Consider the following 15,539-nt stretch of genomic DNA (forward strand, 5'->3'; position numbering starts at 1 on the left):
GGGGGATTGTAATCTTAAGAATTAAATTCCTTAAATGTACTTTTGCCAATTTCTAAGATATGCAGAACCCAAACAAAAACGACTCCCTAATAGATACATTAGAAAAACTTGATTTCTCATTTGAGGATCAGCCTTTGCCTGAGATTGTTTTTGTAAATAATATTTCCGAAAATCTTCACCCGAAACACTATATGGCTCTGGAATTTGCTGAGATCTATGATGTTGACGCTGTTTATTTCAGGTATTATGATGATAATAGGTATTGCGTCCCCCAGGTTTATTTTTACGACAATACCCAGAAACAACGGAGCAAAGAGGAAATAGTTGATATACACAAAAAGGTTTACAGCAGTTGTCAAGTTCCTTTAATTTGTTTTATCGATGAAACGCACATTACGATATATGACTGTAGAAAGCCTGTTGTTGCAACCAAGCAAGGTGAAATCACAAATATCTCATGTCTGTTTAAAAAGGAAAGCCTAGATAGCCTCGAAAGCTTAAATAGCTATTTTTCCGCAAGGCACTTAAATTATGGTTTATTCTGGGAAAGTAAGCAGGCATCAAAAAGCTTCCTAAATAATCAATCGGCCTATGAGAAGTTGGTACAAGTCCTCACTGATATCAGAAATGGATTTATAAAAACCTTTGTAAAAAATGACTTCCCACAAGAACTGGCTGATGATCTACTGTTCAAATGTATATTAATAAAATATCTAGAAGAAAACGGTAAAGATGAAAACAACAATTATGCAAGGGATTTTTATAGAAGAAGCAATTTAAAGTTTGATACCTTAAGTGAGATATTGCGGAATGGCGAGATCATAACTTTGCTGGATAAATTGCAAGACCATTTTAGCGGTAATGTATTCAGTTTTGAGGGCCAAGAGAATAGGAGATTACTGGAAACGTTTGACTTATCCCTTTTAGCTGAGCATTTAGATGGTAAATTAAGCAATAACCGTCAAATAGCCTTGTGGAATATATATTCATTTAAAGATATACCCATTGAATTAATAAGTAACTTTTATGAACAGTTCATTCCCAAAACAGAGGAAAATGCAGGAACTGTTTATACACCGAGTTTCCTAGTTAATCTTCTAATAGACGAGTGCCTGCCGCTCTCGAACAAGTGGCAGGATAAAGCATACAATATCAAACTCATAGATGTAAGCTGCGGTTCGGGGATCTTTATTACGTCGGCATATAAGCGGCTTGTACAAAGATGGCGTATTCAGCAAGGTGTAAAGGGGAAACCCTTAGATAAAGCTAACATCCAATTAAAAGATGTGAAAAAAATTCTGTCGAAAAATATCTATGGCGTAGATAAAAATAAAACAGCTGTTAAACTCACAAAATTCAGTCTTCAACTTGCGCTATGCCAAATTGTACCTAACAACGAGCTATGGAACTGGAGTGAAGAAAAAGTTTTTGATGATTTAAATGACAATATCTTTGAGATAGATTTCTTTGATTTTTTGCCAGAAAAGAAAAATCTCCACGGCACGTTTGATTTGGTTATCGGAAATCCTCCTTTCCAATCAATCAATAAAAAGAATATAGATATTTATCAGAGTTATGTGGATAAACTCAAGCAAATTAACTTTGAATTCAAGGCGGGGGTACCAGACCGCCAAATTGCTTTAATGTTTTTGGAAGCTAGTGCTGTACTATTGAAAGATGGCGCTGATTTGTGCTTTATACAGAAATCAACATCGTTTCTTTACAATCAAAATAAAAAATCACAACAATTTAAAAAGGCAATATTAAATAGCTTTTATGTTCATCAGATAATCGATTTCACATTATTGAAGAATGTCCTTTTTGAAAACGCCCTGGTTGAAACAGCTGCCATTTTTTATAAGAAAGAACAGAAGGATGATTACATAGTCAACCATATCATTTCAAGGCTCCTGAAAAATACAAAAGACGGGTTGTTTTTGAGTTTGATTATTATGATTTTCACGAGGTACCTAAAGCTAAGGCATTGGATGATGAAAATATTTGGCGGTGCAATTTACTTGGTGGCAGTAGAGTGAATTATTTGATTGAATCATTAGGTACAAACAATGAGGAGAAAACCGCTTTGAAATCTTATCTTAAAGATCATCTATTGATTGAGAAGGAACGATATGGAGAAGGTTATAGCCGAAGCAGTGCGGAAGGATCGCAGTCCGCGGACTTTATTACATCGCAACCAAATTTGATAGCCAAAAATTTTTCCTCTGAAAATTATCGCTTCGTAAATATTGACTCCAATCAAAGATTCGAGAGACCTAGAAAGAGAATATTATACCAGGCACCCCTAATAACTATTAAGGAGGAAATCAGTAAAACAAAAATCCCTTTGGCTTATCATAATGTTGACACCCCATTTGACTCGCGAATAGTAGGAATTAGTGTGCCAATATCCAAGGAAGATGGTCTGAGGAGACTATTTAATGTCTTAAAAAAAAATCAGAGAATTTATTCGTTACAAACTCTGGCGACATGTGCTCAATTCTTCCTCGGCGACACGTCTGTCATCCAAAAAGGGGATATTGACAAATGGGTTATTCCTTTAAACAAAGAAGATATCGGTCTTTCCACAGAAGAAGCAATAGTACTGAATGATGCTTTAGATTATATATACCCATCTTGGTATGAAGGAGAAGCTGCCATAATAAACACAACTACGGCCGACAAACCGGTTCTTTTGAACTATGCCGGTATTTTTTGTGACACTATCAACTCTATCTATAAACAAGATGATAGAGAGCTTAAGTTAAAGACGATATATGAAGGTAGCGTCTTTTATGCATGTGAATTCTACTACAGCATGCAATCTCATGAATATCGCTTTATCAACAGCGATATAGAAATAAGCGCATTATTGAAGCAACAGTCCGGTTATAATTCCATCAGTAACAGGATAATGCGCTTATACGCAAATAACGACACTATTACTTTTGTAAAGCCCAAAAAGCTAAAATATTGGCTTAAATCTATAGCGTTGAGAGATGCTGACGACACTTTTAATGATATAATAGGAGGTGAAAATTAGTGCAGAAGCCCCACACAAATACAAGCATTGAGAACGCTCTGCCATCAGAGGTAATTTATGGTTCGCTGGTTACATTAATTGATAATAATATTGAGGCTTATCCGGCATTTTTATTAGAAGCTGAAAATGAATACAAGAATGCTAGATTGACAAAAAAGGAAAGGTTGGAACAAGAAGATGATATAACCATTACCTTTGGCCGCTTCTTCAGAAATTTGAATAGTCAGTTTGATTTTGAGCCTCAATCTAAAACCCCAGAAGCCAATGCCACAACAGATATTGGCATAATCGCGAGGAAATATTCAAACCATCGCGTGATTTGTTTTATAGAAGCTAAGAGACTTCCAACTCCTAAACAACCGAAAAGAGAGGACAGCGAATACGTGTGTTATAAAAGCAAGTCCAAGATGGGCGGCATAGAGCGATTTAAATGCGAGAAACACGCAGGTAAGGAAAACCTTGCTTTTAGTATAATGCTGGCATATATACAAGAAAACAATCATATACACTGGCATTCCACTATTAACGACTGGGTTGATGAACAAATAGTGTTAAACTCCAATGATACAATCGTCTGGGATAACTGCGATAAACTTGTGCATGACACAGAATTTAAGAAAAATAAGATTTATAAATATAGTTCAACACATACGCGGCGCACATTAAAGGATATAAGTTTGTTGCATTATTGGATTGAACTTAATTAAGGTAGACTGGACGGAAATTCGTTAAGTAGCTTTTGGTAAAACTATGTTTGAGTCGAGAATCTTAGCGTATCTACTTGTGATTTTGATGATTCAATCACTTTTACTGTGAGAAAATATGTCTATCTCTTTGTACGCAACTTCCAGATTTTACAAACGCTGCTAGGATGTGAACAGAGGTAGTAGGTAATAATAGATGCTGATAACTAGATTCACAATGGAAAAACACAGTGGGGATGAAATAACCGAGCCCTTGGATATTGATTGGCAAGATCATTTGGATCATCATTTTCCCAACCTCGGCAAAGTTTACATCTCGAAAGATAAGATGCAGGAAGTGAATGCAAAACTGACCAGAAGAAACCGGGATATTGAAATTACCAGAGCAAGTTATAATGCTACTTTTTATGACCACTTTATCCAGGTGATTGATACGGTCGGAGGAAATGACAGGAGGAAAAAGGTAGCCTGGGGACTACTTTCATTACTGGAGGCTAAATTGTCTGAATTTTCGGTCCTAACTGATAATGATCCTGTTTTATTCCGCCAACTGAAAGATCAGATGGAAGGACTTTTCTGGGATAATCAGGCGAAATACCTTGATCGTGTAGGCGAACTTCTAAGCACCGTGCAATTGATTAAAGCATTTGCCCCGGCACGCCCCAGCTCTCTTAAACATCATTACATCCACAAAAACGGGATGATCGACAATAAAGGTAAGGATGCGGATCTATTACTGATCCGCCCGGATGGTCAAAAGGTTTTGATAGATATTTTAAATGTCAACCTGGATCACGACCGCATCACTGACCGCGAAGGTTTACGTATCGTCCTCACACACCGGATTGAGAAAAAGTGGAAAGAGAAGAAATTCGATGAACCTCTACTTCATGCCCGGTATGAGCAGATATTGATCCAACCTTTTATCTGGATCTATGATCAGGGTGCCATTGAACAATACCGCGACCTGCTGGCAGATTTCGTTATGCCGGAAGCGCTGCCGTTGCTGATGATGCAACAGGGAGCAGATCCAACAGGTAAAATAATATATCAATGCTTGCCGTTGGGCAGATAAGCATATTAGAAACACCATGATTAGGAAAATCTCCTTACGCCGGTTTAATGCCTTTTGTTATGTACGCCTGCCTTTCCTCCTGTATAGCTTTAAAGAGCTGGCCTGGTACGAAGCCTTTAATGTCAAATTACTGGGAACGGTTGTTATAGACACTGACGGGGAATACTTATATATGATACTGGCTAGGGATAAGCGTAAAATATTCAGGGCCTGGGATTTTGCTAACCATACCTTTGAAACACAGGATGAGGCAGAAGAGGCGCTAATAGAGGCTTTTGCAAAATATGAAAATGACGGGCAGGAGGTTTATGAACAAGGGGATGAAAAGATGCTGCCTCATGAATTTTTGCAGCCACAGGTACCCGTAGACAAGTTACATCCCTATTTCAAATCCTTACTGGATCAACGAGGGCATGAAGGGGCGCGAAACATGATCAATGAGATCGTCTACAGCTTTATGGACGTTGATGGCAACTACATTAAGGATTTCCAGACAACAGGATTTGATGCCAGGTTATGGGAACTGTACCTGTATGTTTACCTGTATTCTGCCGGATTTGATTTTGACAAAAGCAAAAGCGCTCCGGATTACCTGGTATCCTATTACGGAGAAGATTTCGCTATCGAAGCGGTGACGGTAAACAAAAGTACACAGTTTGATGAGCCTAATCCGCAAAATATGACTGATGCCTTTTTACTCAGCCGGGATTACATGCCGATCAAATATGGCAGCTCGCTGATTTCCAAACTAAGAAAAAAATACTGGCTTAAAAACCACGTTTCGGGCAAGCCTTTCATAATTGCCATACACGATTTTCATCAAGCATCCACTCCTGAAAAACTGGGTTCGATGACCTGGTCGAGGAATGCACTGATCGATTATCTTTTCGGCGTAAGGCCGAAATATACACTTGATGAAAATGGTGAAGTAGTGTTGGGAGTTCGCCAAACAAAGCATGGCGTTAGCCAGGATTATGAATCTGTGCACTGGCACGAATGGAAAGGCAAAAAAATAGAATCCGGTTTTTTTCTTTTGCCGGATGCTGAAAATGTAAGCGTCGTTCTTTTTTCCAATAGTGCTACCTTAACCACTTTTAACCGAATGGGCCAGCTGGCAGGGTTAGGGCGTGCGGACACACAGATGATCCGCTTCATGGATGTTTACAATCCCGATCCAAATTCTATTACCCCAATACGTATGGCTAAAAACATAGCCGACGAAGATTATGAAGAGGCTTGGGGTGATGGTCTGGTCATGTACCATAACCCTGACGCTAAATACCCGGTTGACCCGGATTGCTTTCCTGATATCGCGCACATTTTCTATGATAAAAAGCAAATGCTGGTTTACGGTATACCACACCCATTCAGTGTCTTAAATTCACTTACAATGGTCTTGATTCCTCAAAGTGAAGATGAAACTAAGTTTTTTGACAATAGCTCTCCAGAATAATTATGAGTAACGATCTTTTAATTCGAAAGAATCTCTTCTTTATTAATGAGTCGGCACGAGAAACTTTATTTTTGTAATTATGATTGGTAAGTATACATCATCTGAAATAAAACCCAATTGGGAGAATCCTGGCGAGGATCTGCGGTTGCACAACATATTAACAGATCTTTTCCAGCGGGCTACCGATGGTGTATCGCTTTCAGAAGGGGAAAAAGATTTTATCTGTGGATTTTTAAGAACAGCGGAGGGAGACGTCCCGCCTTTTAATGTTGCCGAAGTTTGCTCATCCTGTCTCGTCCTGACATAGCTTGTCATTAAAGCCAAGCATACATGAAAACAAAAACGATTATCAAGGGAAAAGTCACTATCGAAAAACGGAAGGCGTGGGGTAGATTAGACGAGAATACCAAGAGCAAAATTTTAAAAGAACTTAAATTAGGTTTAATTGGTCAGCGGGAAGCAAGCAGAAGATACGGTATACCACGAACTACCATAATTCATTGGCAACGCAAGGACAATTTGGTTACATTGCTAAATGCACAAAGTTCTCGAAAGCCATCGGCTATGACCGAAAGTCAAGAATCAAAATTACTCATCAGGAAGATAGAAGAATTGACTAAGGCACTTGCACACTCCCAATTGAAGAACATTGCACTGGAAACAATGATCGAAGTTGCTGAGACTGACTTGCATATTAAGATCCGAAAAAAGCGTGGTACCAAACAGTCTTAAGAATGAGGCAGAAGCTACCGTAAAACACCCTGTTAGAATTGTGTGCATTGTTTGGTATAAGCCGCCAGACTTATTATTTAGCTCATCATAAGGCCGCTCGAACAAGTATAGCGCATATGATCGTGTTGTCCCTGGTAAGTGAATTTCGCTCAGCTATTCCTATGTTGGGTACACGGAAGCTATTGTTTCTGCTCCTGCCTGAGATGGAAAAACATGATATCAAAATGGGTAGGGATCTGCTTTACGATCTTTTGCGTTTCCAGGGGTTATTGATTCGAAGAAGATTTTTTCCCGGTAGGCTTTAAAGACAGAAAGTTCCTCCGGAGATACAAATTCGTAAACTGACTTGCCCCTTACTTCATCGTATTTATAACCAAGAGTTGACAGCCAGACAGGATTCACTTTCTCGATAACACCACTACCGCTCACGTAGTATATGAGATCGCTCGTATTTTCAAAAAGGTCGTTAAAATATAAATCAGGCAATTCCATGATCATGTGTCTATTAAAGAAAAATACAAAATCCGTCACGACTTCGCTGCAGGATTTTTTATTAACATTTCCTTTGAATTCTCGATTCTCCGGGTTTAGCGAAATATTTCGTAAACACTATTGTAATCTCATAGTTCCAAAAAAGCTCCTGAATGCTCCTCTCCCTTCTTCTTTAGTTCTAAAAAGAGATAGTCTAATAAAACTTAATTAATTAGTCTGGAGTAATAATTTTGCTGATACTGCTGAATCCCTAATTCTAATCCATGAGAATTAGATATACTTGGATAAAGCCCAAGGAATTTTTCTACAGCGAAGTCATGGCGCTTTTTGTACTTTCTTTTAATTTACCCCTATATCCCAATAGAATCTGTTTTTGGTTAGCTCCTTTGTTTATGACTGACAGATCCTTTTACACTAATCCCTAATTATTAAAACAGTCTCCAAATATTAAAAATATATTTTTATTTTTCGACATAATTTATAATTTTGTCGAATGAAATTGGATGCAAATTTTGAGATGGTGAAAGAAAACATTGTGAAGGCTTCGAAAGAAGTTTTCCGGCGTTACGGCTACACGAAAGTGAACATGGATGATATTTCCAAAGCATCAGGAAAAGGCCGTAGCACTATCTATCATTACTTTGGCAATAAAACCGAGGTTTTTGAGGCATTTGCTATTACTGAGTTTACGGGTATTATAAAACTAGCGAAAGAGAAAATAAACCCGAAAGCCTCCTTAGCCGAAAACCTTGTTGCTTACAATCTTGTAAAGTTGAAGCGGTTAAAGGTTTTAATTATGGAATATGGTAATATCATGAAAGACCTGAATGACCAGGAACAATTAGTTTTCACGCTTAACCGGTTGCTATTGGAGGAAGAATTCGATGTTGTGAATGGTATATTCACTTTTGGCGTAGAAAAAGGAGAAATCGCTGAACTTCATCAGGAGGATAAGAAATTTTTAGTGGAAACTCTTGTTATTGCCTTTCGCAGCTTTGAACAGGAAATAGTCCTCTTTAATGGTATGGCTGGCTTAGAAAACAGGCTTAAGTGGCTGGTTGATATCCTTATAAAAGGATTAAAGTAAAAATTTTTGCTTCTAGCTTCGACAAAAAAGCAAAAATTTGTTTAAATGTTTAAATTTATTTGGTTACATGAAATTACTGAAAATTCCCTTAGCAGCCAGTCTTACACTAATTGGCTTGCTAAATACTGCTTGTCAAATGAATCAGGAAGAGACTAAAACCATTGAACCAGTGCGGGTAGAAACAGTGGCTTTAGCTAATTCCCAGAATCAAGGCAGCAACCTGGAATATACCGGCACCATTCAGGCTAATAAAGTAGTGCAGTTGAGCTTCCTGGTATCAGGCAATATAAAATCTGTACCGGTGGCTGAAGGGCAGTTTGTGAAGAAAGGACAACTTATTGCCACGGTAGATGAAACCGCTTACCGCAGCCAATACGAGGCTCAAATGGCTCAGGTAAGATTGGCGGAGGAGAATTATAAACGCATTTCAGAAGTCTTTAAAAAAGGCAGTATTGCCGAAATCAGGATGTTGGAAGCGAAATCGCAATACGACCAGGCCCGTTCTGGGGCCCGGGTTACTTATCAAAATATTGCCCATACCAAACTCTATGCCCCCCAAAGCGGATATATCGGGGCTAAAAATATTGAAGCTGGTTCATTGGCGGCTCCCGGTGCGCCTGCGGTTCAGATACTGGATATTTCCCAGGTAAGTGTCGCCGTGCCCATTCCGGAAGCCGAAATAAATACTCACAAAAAAGGAGATAAAGCACGGGTGACGGTGCCGGCCCTGGGCAATAAAAAAGTGGAGGGTACGGTAGACGAAGTAGCCGTACTGACCGCCGCCGGCACCCCCAACTATACAGTTAAAATTAGCTTACCCAACCCGGGTGAAGAGTTAAAACCCGGTATGTTTTGCAATGTAACCTTTCAGAGTAGCCGCGCAAGCAACGTTAATGCGGCTAATTCCAGCCAGCTTATTGTGCCGGTAGAAGCCGTGCAGGTAGACGTGAACGGGCAAAATTTTGTGTATGTCGCCAGTGCCGACGGCCAACTGGCGTTGCGTAAAAACATCCGGATCGGCACTTTATATAACAACGGTATTCGGGTAACCGAAGGCCTGCAAGGCTCAGAAAATCTCATCACATCCGGCTATCATAAATTAACCGACAGCACCGCCATTCAGATTGTCCGGTAATCAGTCCTTAGGTTTATGAAAGAAAATACAAATATTGTGGAATGGGCTATGCGCTATAAGGCCCTCCCACTCTCCCTGGCTACTGTGTTGGTAGTGCTGGGCATTTATGCTCTTTTTAATATGCCCCGCAACGAATTCCCAAGTTTCACCATCCGGCAAGGTGTTATTGTGGGCGTGTATCCGGGGGCGTCATCGGAGCAGGTGGAACAGCAACTGACAAAAAAAGTAGAAGAATACCTCTTTAGCTTTAATGAAGTAGACAAAACCAAAACCTATTCATATTCCCGAGATGGCATGATGTTCGTTTTCGTGGAAGTAGCCGCCAGGGTAAGGGATAGCGACACCAAAGATTTCTGGAACAAGCTTAAAAACGGGACCCTTTTGTTAAAAGCCCAGTTACCACAAGAGGTTTTGGGCATAGTAGTGAACAGCGAGTTCGGCAGCACCTCCGCTGTGCTGCTGGCAGTAGAGTCTAAGACCAGGCCTTATAAAGATCTACAGAAGCATGTAGAGGAAATGGAGGATCAACTGCGGGGAATTAATAGTCTGGCTAAAATTACCCGGGTGGGCGCCATGAGCGAACAAATTAGCATCTATGTAGATAACAACAAGCTCATTAATTACGGCATTACCTCGGGTTCGCTGATGCAGGCTTTACAGAAGGAAGGTGCCATTAACCCGGCGGGCAGCCTGAACGGCTATGTAATTGACCGGCCTATTCATTTAACCTCCTTCTTTAAATCGGAAGCCGACCTGGCCGACCAGGTTATCCAGAGTAATGCGAATGGCAACGTGATTCGCCTGCGCGATATTGCCACCATCAGACGGGAATACGAAAACCCCGAGTCTTATGTAACAGCCAATGGCACCAAATGCATTGTTATTTCGATGGAAATGGCTACCGGGTATAATATTGTACATTTTGGGGAGGAAGTGGAAGCCCGTCTGCAGCAAATTCAAAGTAAACAGCCTTCCGATATCAATATCACCAAGCTGGCCAACCAGCCGGAAGTAGTAGATGAGTCTATTTCCCACTTTATGAAGGAGTTCGGCTACGCTCTGGTGGGGGTGATCATCGTGGCCTTGTTGTTGCTGCCTTTCAGGGTGGCTTCGGTGGCAGCAGCTACTATACCAATCACAATTGCTGCTACGCTGGCTATTATGTACTTATTGGGGTACGAATTAAACACTGTTACGCTGGCGGCCCTCATTGTTGTGCTGGGCATAGTCGTAGACGACCCGATTGTGGTCATTGATAACCACGTCGAAAAGCTGGATGATGGCTTTTCGGTTTGGGAGGCAGCCAAAAGTAGCGCCGTAGAGCTTTTCCCGTCGGTATTTACGGCCACGCTGGCCATTGCCGCCACTTTTGCCCCGCTTATGTTCTTTATGGAAGGGATAGCGTCCGATTTTGTTGGCATGTTCCCCTTCACTATAATTATTGCCTTATCACTTTCGCTGATTATTTCCATGCTCCTGGTGCCGTATTTTAATACTATGTTCATTAAAAAAGGGCTAAACCATGGCAAATCTATTACCGGAAAACCCTCTATGCTGGATAGGGTGCAAAAAGTGTTCGACCGCCACATCAGTAAGGCCATTAATCATCCGGTGTTAACAACTATTTTTGCTGTTCTTTCGGTGGTCATCGGAGGGGCATTAATGGCGCTTTTGCCGCAGCAGTTGTTCCCAAAGGTTGAGCGCAATCAGTTTGCCATGGAAATTTATCTGCCGCAAGGCTACAATTTGTCGCAAACCGACAGCGTGGTGAAAAAGATGGAAGGCATCATGGCACAGGACAAACGCATTGTTTCGTACACCAGTTTTATCGGAACGTCATCGCCCCGTTTTCACACCCTTTATGCGCCCAACCTGCCGGCCGAGAACTATGCCCAGGTACTGATTAATACCACCACCCCAAAAACCACCGAAGAGATTCTGAGGGAATACGAGACGAAATATAGCAATAGTTTCCCCACGGCTTATGTCCGGATGAAACAGCTTACCATGGTACCCACCCCGGCGCCCGTCGAAGTTCGTATTGCAGGCAACGATATAGCGGCGCTAAAAAAAATAGGCGCACAGGTAACAGAAATAGGGGAAAAACAGCCCGGCATTACCTGGGTCCGGACGGATTATGAGGAAATGAAGGAAGGCATCCGGCTGGAGGTAAAGCACAACGAAGCGGCGCGTTTAGGGCTGACCAAAAAGGATGTGGCCGACATCGTGGCCATAAACATGCAGGGCTTGCCAGCCACCCAGGTGTGGGAAGGCAGCTACCCTTTAGAGGTTAAAATAAAGACCAGCGAAGCAGTAAGAAGCAGTACCGATGCTTTGCTCGACTTGCGAATTCCGGTGAAGCAATCCCAAACCGTATTACCGCTGCGCCAGGTGGCACAAATTTCACCAGAATGGCACCAGGGCCAGATCGCGCACCGCAACGGGGTTCGCACCCTGACGGTGCGCATGGACTTGACCCAAAATGCCGTAGCCAACAACGTACTTGGTGACATACAACCCGCTATTAACGCATTAAACTTACCGGAAGGCGTCAGCATGAGCTATGGCGGGGAGCTGGAAATGCAGGAAGAGAATATTGTACCAATGGGGCTCTCTCTGGGGATGAGCGTGGTTATTATTTTCCTGATCCTGGTCTGGCACTTCCAGCGCATCAAGCATGCAGTGCTTAGCCTTACCACCATGTTCTTAAGTATTCTAGGCGCTTCCCTGGGCCTCATGCTGATGCAATACCCCTTTGGCTTTACTTCTTTCTTAGGGCTTCTAGCCTTGTGCGGTATTGTAGTCCGGAATGGTATTATTCTGATTGATTTTGCCGAAGAACTCCGGGAAAAAGAAGGTCTTTCGGTAAAAGAGGCAGCCCGGGTAGCGGCTGAACGCCGGATGCGCCCTATTTTCCTTACTTCATCGGCGGCGGCCGTGGGCGTTATCCCCATGATTGTGAGCCGATCTACCCTTTGGGGACCGTTGGGAACAGTAATTTGCTTCGGACTGCTGGTTTCAATGCTACTGACGCTTTTTGCCTTGCCTACCTTGTACTGGTTGGCCTTCCGCAAAGAAGATGCTAATAATCCGGAGAGTAACGCCGCACCAGTGTCAGCTACTTAAATATAATGTGGATATTATGAGACTCTTTTTAACGATTATATTTATGTGCCTAGCCTTACTGGCGCAGGCCCAGGAACATACAATTTCCCTGGATAAAAGTAAACAGGCCGCTTTAGTCTATAGCGAGGCAATAAAAAACGGAAAATTAGATATTGCTTCGGCAGAAACAGATGTGAAGGCGGCCAAATCTGCTTATCTGCCCTCTGTGAGCCTTACTGGGGTGGGGGTGTATGGTTTCAAGGATTTGATTGGCCCCATGCCGCCAATGCTTGAACAAGGGATTAACAATTTCTATTTTGCCGGGGCCAGCGCTACTCAACCGGTGTATGTAGGCGGTAAAATCAGAACCACTAATCAACTGGCGGCCCTGCGGCTGGAGGTAAATAAAATCAGGGCTAAACAATCGGTTGATTCGGTTTTGCTGGTCACAGAGCAGAAGTATTGGAATCTGGTCAACATCCAGGAACAGCACAAAACGCTTTTGGCGAACGAAAAGCTATTGGACGGTATATTGAAACAGCAAAATGACCTGCTGGCTTCCGGCTTGATAGCCCGCAACGACCAGTTAAAAGTAAAGGTGCAGCGCAGTAAATTATTGCTCAACAAAAGCAAACTGGAAAACGGAAAGAAACTGGCCTTGCTGGACTTCTGCGTGTACATTGGCATTCCCTACGATTCGCTTTTAGTGATGCAGGATATTTTGGTAACTTCTTCCTTTCCTGCTTTGGTTGCAACGGTTCCAGATACTTCCCTGGCGAAAAATGATTCCTACCGCTTGCTGCAAAAAAGTTTGGAAGCGGAAAAACTGCAAACCAGATTAACCCGGTCAGATTTACTGCCTACGGTATCGATTGGAGCAAATGTGGCACAAATTGGGAGTGTGAATAGTGGTTTGGGTAGCAGTTTTATGCCGGTGGCTATGGGAACGATAAGCGTGCCTATTTCGGATTGGTGGGGCCAGGGAAAGCAGGATTTGAAAAAACGCGTCATAAGCGAACAAAAAGCCCAACATAATTTTGAAGTGGCCCAGAACCAGTTAAAAGTCGGCATTACTAAAGCCTGGTATGACCTGACCGATGCCCGGAAAGAGATTCAGTTTGCTAAGGAAAACCTGGAACAGGCCAAGGAGAACCTCAAAGTAAGCCAGGATAATTACGCCAGCGGCCTGATCGAAATTCCTGAATTAATGGACGCCCAGACTTCTTACCAGGAGGCATCCAGTGCGCATGTTAATGCTTATGCTAATTTTCAGCTTAAAGTAGCTGTTTACCAGTATTTCACCGGAAATTTAGACGGAACGATAAAAATAAACCATTAAAATTCTTTTTACTTATTTCAAAATGTAACTCACTGTGTTAAATATTACTGCCGAAGATACTTTTCAGCTAATGAAACTGTATGGATCATTCCCGCCGATTTCAATCATGTAAAGAAAATAACCTTAAAAAAACTTAACTTAACTACGCAAGATATAAACTGGTTTTTAAACGAATTAGAATGGAAACGCGCAGTAGAAATCCGGGAAAATTTTATTCCCTTGCAACTTACGGTAGAAGCTTTCATTGAGTTGATCCTTGCCCAAAGCAATATACATGATAAAGCAGCCTGATAAACCTAATACAGGCTTATGCCTATACTAATAATAGCTGGTATTTTTTTACTCTGGGACTGGCACGTCATGGTATAATAGTTTAGTTGAATCCCAAAGTAGATTGTAATGCCGCCTCTTGCTTTTTAAGATTGTTTAGTCAGTCCTAAGTTTAACCAGACAACACTTAGTTATTTAAGCCCCTGCTTAAAAGGTGAAATAGCTAAGACATTATAAAGAGATGATGCTGAGATCGTAGCCAAATTCCAAATGTATGAAGGTGCTAAGCTTTGAAATGTTTACTCTTCTGAAAACCAGTCTTAAGGATGGTAGCAGATCATAGATTGGTACCAAAAGACTAGTATTATTGCTTAGCATGTGGTATATTTATTAATTTCAGGGAAGCTTACAAAAATGGGAAGCTTGCAAAATCTTAATTAATCTTCCTGCTGATTCAGCAAATACATTCGACTTTCATAAAGCAGATGAACTGATAAAAGCAGGTGAGATGGCTGCTAAAGAAGTATTTTCAAAATATTTAAATTCATAAACTATAAAAATCTCAGTCTATTTATTTGGCACTACCCATCCCGATTTTTCTATTGGTAAGCTTCGCAAGCAAACCGAAAATTCCATATTTGCCATCGTGCCAAACATTCCTCACCGCGAAAAAAAGAAACATAAAGTGCAAGACTTACTTAGTCTTATCTAAAAATAATATTTCGGTGTTGCTGACCCCAATTGTGTAATTCATTAATCAGTTTCTCTAATGTCCTACCGTATTCTGTCAATGAATATTCCACCGTTACAGGAGAAGTATCAAAAACGGTTCGCTTAACTAATTGGTTTATTTCTAAATCTTTCAGCTCTTTCGATAGCATTTTTCCGCTTATCCCTTTAACTTCTCTTTGTAATTCCCTAAACCGGTGGTTGCCCAAAAACAAAGCAAAAATAATTGGGAGTTTCCACTTTCCGCTAAGAATATCTAGTGCATCGCTCACAGGAAGAAGTAGTTTGTTGCATTCTTCTTTTATTTTTTCAGCCATTCTGTATGGAGTATTTTGAAATGATTTGCAAATATAGTTTTTTTTCAAAGCAGGTTTACCA

Annotated in this window: 12 protein-coding genes; 10 read left to right on the top strand and 2 right to left on the bottom strand. The window is 41.2% G+C overall.

The window, feature by feature from the left end:
• The first annotated feature begins 59 nt into the window (after positions 1–59).
• The 6 genes from P2W76_RS16435 to P2W76_RS16460 all read left to right on the top strand — a co-directional run bounded on the left by P2W76_RS16435 (position 60) and on the right by P2W76_RS16460 (position 7,004).
• Positions 60–2,036 (top strand): N-6 DNA methylase, encoded by a 1,977-nt coding sequence (locus P2W76_RS16435; RefSeq protein WP_276348988.1) that lies wholly within the window; start codon positions 60–62, stop codon positions 2,034–2,036.
• The gene (locus P2W76_RS16440; RefSeq protein ID WP_276348989.1) at positions 1,985–3,040 is read left to right on the top strand and encodes a hypothetical protein; all 1,056 of its coding nucleotides are present in this window, start codon (positions 1,985–1,987) and stop codon (positions 3,038–3,040) included. The genes P2W76_RS16435 and P2W76_RS16440 overlap by 52 nt, the downstream gene beginning before the upstream one ends.
• Positions 3,040–3,747: a hypothetical protein gene (locus tag P2W76_RS16445; protein WP_276348990.1), complete on the top strand. Its 708-nt coding sequence runs from the start codon at positions 3,040–3,042 to the stop codon at positions 3,745–3,747. Before P2W76_RS16440 ends, P2W76_RS16445 begins: the two co-directional genes overlap by 1 nt.
• Before the next feature lie 214 nt (positions 3,748–3,961).
• The gene (locus P2W76_RS16450; RefSeq protein WP_276348991.1) at positions 3,962–4,819 is read left to right on the top strand and encodes a hypothetical protein; all 858 of its coding nucleotides are present in this window, start codon (positions 3,962–3,964) and stop codon (positions 4,817–4,819) included.
• Between the two features lie 16 nt (positions 4,820–4,835).
• The gene (locus tag P2W76_RS16455) at positions 4,836–6,272 is read left to right on the top strand and encodes a hypothetical protein (protein ID WP_276348992.1); all 1,437 of its coding nucleotides are present in this window, start codon (positions 4,836–4,838) and stop codon (positions 6,270–6,272) included.
• A gap of 330 nt (positions 6,273–6,602) precedes the next feature.
• Positions 6,603–7,004: a hypothetical protein gene (locus P2W76_RS16460; RefSeq protein ID WP_276348993.1), complete on the top strand. Its 402-nt coding sequence runs from the start codon at positions 6,603–6,605 to the stop codon at positions 7,002–7,004.
• Positions 7,005–7,223: 219 nt separating this feature from the next.
• Here P2W76_RS16460 and P2W76_RS16465 read toward each other — a convergent pair whose 3' ends face one another.
• Positions 7,224–7,496 carry a PAS domain-containing protein gene (locus P2W76_RS16465; RefSeq protein WP_276348994.1) on the bottom strand — a complete coding sequence of 91 codons (273 nt, stop codon included), beginning with the start codon at positions 7,494–7,496 and terminating at the stop codon, positions 7,224–7,226.
• A gap of 493 nt (positions 7,497–7,989) precedes the next feature.
• Between P2W76_RS16465 and P2W76_RS16470 the strand changes: the two genes are divergently transcribed.
• The 4 genes from P2W76_RS16470 (at position 7,990) to P2W76_RS16485 (ending at position 14,162) form a co-directional block, all read left to right on the top strand.
• Positions 7,990–8,583: a TetR/AcrR family transcriptional regulator gene (locus P2W76_RS16470; protein ID WP_276348995.1), complete on the top strand. Its 594-nt coding sequence runs from the start codon at positions 7,990–7,992 to the stop codon at positions 8,581–8,583.
• Positions 8,584–8,650: 67 nt separating this feature from the next.
• The gene (locus tag P2W76_RS16475; RefSeq protein WP_276348996.1) at positions 8,651–9,718 is read left to right on the top strand and encodes an efflux RND transporter periplasmic adaptor subunit; all 1,068 of its coding nucleotides are present in this window, start codon (positions 8,651–8,653) and stop codon (positions 9,716–9,718) included.
• 15 nt (positions 9,719–9,733) lie between these two features.
• Positions 9,734–12,844 (top strand): efflux RND transporter permease subunit, encoded by a 3,111-nt coding sequence (locus tag P2W76_RS16480; protein ID WP_276348997.1) that lies wholly within the window; start codon positions 9,734–9,736, stop codon positions 12,842–12,844.
• Positions 12,845–12,887: 43 nt separating this feature from the next.
• Entirely contained in the window at positions 12,888–14,162 is a 1,275-nt protein-coding gene (locus tag P2W76_RS16485; RefSeq protein WP_276348998.1) for a TolC family protein, read from the top strand.
• A 974-nt stretch (positions 14,163–15,136) separates the two neighbouring features.
• Here the strand turns inward: P2W76_RS16485 and P2W76_RS16490 are convergent.
• Positions 15,137–15,478: a helix-turn-helix domain-containing protein gene (locus P2W76_RS16490; protein WP_276348999.1), complete on the bottom strand. Its 342-nt coding sequence runs from the start codon at positions 15,476–15,478 to the stop codon at positions 15,137–15,139.
• Between the last annotated feature and the right edge of the window lie 61 nt (positions 15,479–15,539).

This window comes from Daejeonella sp. JGW-45 (genome assembly GCF_029360805.1).
In the GTDB taxonomy this organism is placed as follows: domain Bacteria; phylum Bacteroidota; class Bacteroidia; order Sphingobacteriales; family Sphingobacteriaceae; genus Daejeonella.